This window comes from Actinoplanes sp. NPDC051851 (assembly GCF_040681165.1).
Classification (GTDB): Bacteria; Actinomycetota; Actinomycetes; order Mycobacteriales; family Micromonosporaceae; genus Actinoplanes.
Genome location: NZ_JBFAYF010000154.1, coordinates 1 through 2,856, shown reverse-complemented (window position 1 = coordinate 2,856; position 2,856 = coordinate 1). Strand labels below are relative to the sequence as shown.

General features: G+C 65.4%; 5 protein-coding genes and 1 pseudogene. 4 read left to right on the top strand and 2 right to left on the bottom strand.

Going from position 1 to position 2,856, the window contains the following annotated elements:
- Nucleotides 1–314: 314 nt before the first annotated feature.
- Together AB0M08_RS47375 and AB0M08_RS47370 are read right to left on the bottom strand one after the other, a co-directional pair.
- Nucleotides 315–533 (bottom strand): type II toxin-antitoxin system HicA family toxin, encoded by a 219-nt coding sequence (locus tag AB0M08_RS47375; RefSeq protein ID WP_364508916.1) that lies wholly within the window; start codon nucleotides 531–533, stop codon nucleotides 315–317.
- Complete coding sequence (locus AB0M08_RS47370) at nucleotides 533–775, bottom strand: hypothetical protein (RefSeq protein ID WP_364508913.1); 243 nt, start codon at nucleotides 773–775, stop codon at nucleotides 533–535. The genes AB0M08_RS47375 and AB0M08_RS47370 overlap by 1 nt, the downstream gene beginning before the upstream one ends.
- 144 nt (nucleotides 776–919) lie before the next feature.
- On the opposite strand from AB0M08_RS47370, the gene AB0M08_RS47365 reads away from it, so the two are divergent.
- The 4 genes and pseudogenes from AB0M08_RS47365 (at nucleotide 920) to AB0M08_RS47350 (ending at nucleotide 2,727) form a co-directional block, all read left to right on the top strand.
- A complete protein-coding gene (locus AB0M08_RS47365) occupies nucleotides 920–1,111 on the top strand; it encodes a hypothetical protein (protein WP_364508910.1) in 192 nt (63 codons plus the stop codon).
- Nucleotides 1,089–1,844, top strand: a complete 756-nt coding sequence (locus AB0M08_RS47360) for a hypothetical protein (RefSeq protein WP_364508908.1) — start codon at nucleotides 1,089–1,091, stop codon at nucleotides 1,842–1,844. The genes AB0M08_RS47365 and AB0M08_RS47360 overlap by 23 nt, the downstream gene beginning before the upstream one ends.
- Nucleotides 1,793–2,098, top strand: a pseudogene (locus tag AB0M08_RS47355) (DEAD/DEAH box helicase family protein); the annotation flags it as partial. The gene AB0M08_RS47360 and the pseudogene AB0M08_RS47355, both read left to right, overlap by 52 nt.
- Nucleotides 2,099–2,256: 158 nt before the next feature.
- The gene (locus AB0M08_RS47350) at nucleotides 2,257–2,727 is read left to right on the top strand and encodes a helix-turn-helix domain-containing protein (RefSeq protein ID WP_364508906.1); all 471 of its coding nucleotides are present in this window, start codon (nucleotides 2,257–2,259) and stop codon (nucleotides 2,725–2,727) included.
- Nucleotides 2,728–2,856: the final 129 nt, after the last annotated feature.

Here is a 2,856-nt window from a genome sequence, read left to right as displayed (position 1 = left end):
ACCGGTGAGCCCGTCACCGTCCAACCCGGCGAACAGCCCTTCTAACCAGCACAACTCGAAAGATCAGCCGTTACACCACTTCCGGGGACTTGACCGGGTTCGGGCGGCGCCCGAACCATTCGAGTGGTCGCCTCGCGCTTCAACTTGTCGGTCGCGTCCGTATAGGCCTTCGTGACCTTGATGCTGGAGTGGCGCAGGATCTCCCGAACCACCGTGAATTCACGCTCAGGGCGAGCAGGAACGAGGCCGTGAAGTGTCGGCTCGGCCTCCGGACGTCGCCGCTGCGGTGCATCCGTCCTGGGAAGAGGAGGAGATCAGGGAGCGAGTTGGTCGATCGTCATGCCGACGTCGTTGAGGATGCCGCGCAGGGTTCCTTTGGCAACGTCGCGGTTGCCGTGCACTGGCACGGTGGTTCCATGTCCGTCCGGGTGTCGCATGATGTGGTGGCGGCCGGCCACTCTTGCGACCTTGAAGCCATGCCGTTCCAATGCGCGGATGATGCGGGTGCCGGAGACGGATGGAAGCGGAGGCATCAGGCCGCGACGGTGATAGAGAGCTCGCGTGGTGCGCCGAACTCCTCGATGAGGCCGGTCAGCGCCTCGCGGAGATCCTCGAGTGCGGCTTCCTCGGTGTCGCCTTCTCCGTGCGCTCCCAGTCCAGGGCGCAGTTGGGCGTGGGCACACCACACGCCATCCTCGTCGCGCTCCACGACGACCGGCACCGTTATCGTGCGAGATTCGACCATGTGGCCACCGTAGCGCGGTTCGGTGATCATTGGTCAGCGCACTCCGGACGCGTTCTTCTGCCCCGTGAGCTGGTCAAACGTGCTGGCATTGGATCAACGGCGATGATGATCAGGTGGTTCGCACGGTGCAGTGTCCGGCCCACAACCTGTCGATCTGCGACTCCTCACAGGTCGTTGCGGGCCCTGGCCGACTTCCTTCGCCTGGACCCCGATCTGCTGGACGCGGCGGCAGCGGCGAGCCGGCCGTTGAATGAAGCGGCGCCTTCTACCGCCGCGTTGCGCCGCTGGGTGACGGGCCTGCCAGCGGCGGACAAGGACGAGGTGCTGCTGCGGGTGCTGCGCGGTGATGCCGGATTACTGGCATGAGGCCATGGTGCTCCGCGGCTCGATGGACCTGCGCTCGTACGATCGCCTGTTCCCGAACCAGGACGTCCTACCCGACGGCGGACTCGGCAACCTGATCGCCGCGCCGCTGCAGGGCCGGCGTGGCAAAGACGGCCTCACGCTCTTCCTCGACCTGGCGACCCTGGAGCCGTACGACGACCAGTGGGCCTTCTTGTCGGTGCTCGACAGGCTGAGCCCCGGCGACGCGGAAAGAGTCGCCCGCCGAGCGAAACAGGCAGTCGTCGGCGCCGGTGTAGCGAAGATGAGCAAGTCTGATGCCACCCAGGTCCACCCGCCGCTGCCGATGACGGTGCAAGCAGATCTCGCGGCGGGCCTGAGTATCGACACCGCGCAACTGTCGGCAGCCGCGTTGGCCACGTTCAAGCACGCTGCCTCGCTGGCCAATCCGAAATTCTATGAGCTGCAGCGGCTTCGCAAATCGACCTGGGATACGCCACGATTCCTTCGTGGGTACGACATCACGCTGGGCGGCCGCCTGGTTCTCCCACGAGGGTTGCGGCACGCAGTCGGACGCATCGTCGAGGATGCCGGATCCCGATTGGTGATCACGGATACACGGGATGCCGGCCGGGAGATCGAGGTCGCTTTCACCGCTGAGCTGACCACCAGGCAGAGCGCAGGGGTGAGTGCGATGCTCGCGGCATGCTTGTGGCTCCACCGGGCTCTGGCAAGACCGTCATGGCCTGCGCGATGATCGCCGAACGCGCCACTTCGACCCTGATCCTCGTCGATCGCACAGCGTTGGCCGAACAGTGGCGATCACGCATCGAGCAGTTCCTGGGTGTCCGGCCGGGGCAGATCGGCGGCGGTCGGCGCAAGCTCACCGGTGTCGTGGATGTGGCGATGCTTCCCTCGCTGGCCCGGCGTACCGACGTCGAGGGTCTCACCGTGGGGTACGGACACGTCATCGTTGATGAATGTCACCATCTGGCTGCCGCTGCGTACGACCATGCGGTCAAGCGGATCGGTGCGCAGTTCTGGCTCGGGCTCACCGCAACGCCCTCCCGCCGAGACGGCCTCGGGGAACTCGTGACCTGGCAGCTCGGTCCTGTTTCGTCAGACCGTAGCGAGCTTTCGGATTTTTCGAATAGCGGTATGCTGACTTCATGTCGAGCACCTTGCGTGAACGGACCGTTCTGCCACCGGAAGACCCCGCCGACTTGGTTCGCTTCGCGCGGGGTCTGGTCGACGCCGAGGCCCCCGCGCGAGCGAAGCTGGTGGGCCCGGACGGTTCGCAGCTCGACATCCCGGCCGAACTCTATGAACTTCTTCGCGACGTCGTCGGTGCCCTATCCCAGGGCATGGCCGTCTCGATCGCCCCGCACAACACGATGCTGACCACGCAAGAAGCCGCTGACCTGCTCAACATCTCACGACCCACGCTGGTCCGTCTGCTCACCGACGGCGAGATACCCCATAGCCTGCGCGGCCGGCACCGGCGAGTCCTGCTGCGTGACATCCTCGACTACTCCGAGCGCACCCGCACCGAACGCCGCCGAGCCTTGGATCAGATGGCAGCCGATGCCGAGGACGACGACCTGTACGAGATCACCCTCGATTCCCCGCCGTCGAGGTGACAGCCGGTCATGGTGGCGTTCCCGGCGTTCCTTGAGAGCGCGTTTTAGATGTGTGTCGCACGGCGTGTCCGCCGAGCAGTGAGGCATCGATCGATGCACTGGTATGGATCGAGTGCGCCGGTACCCTTC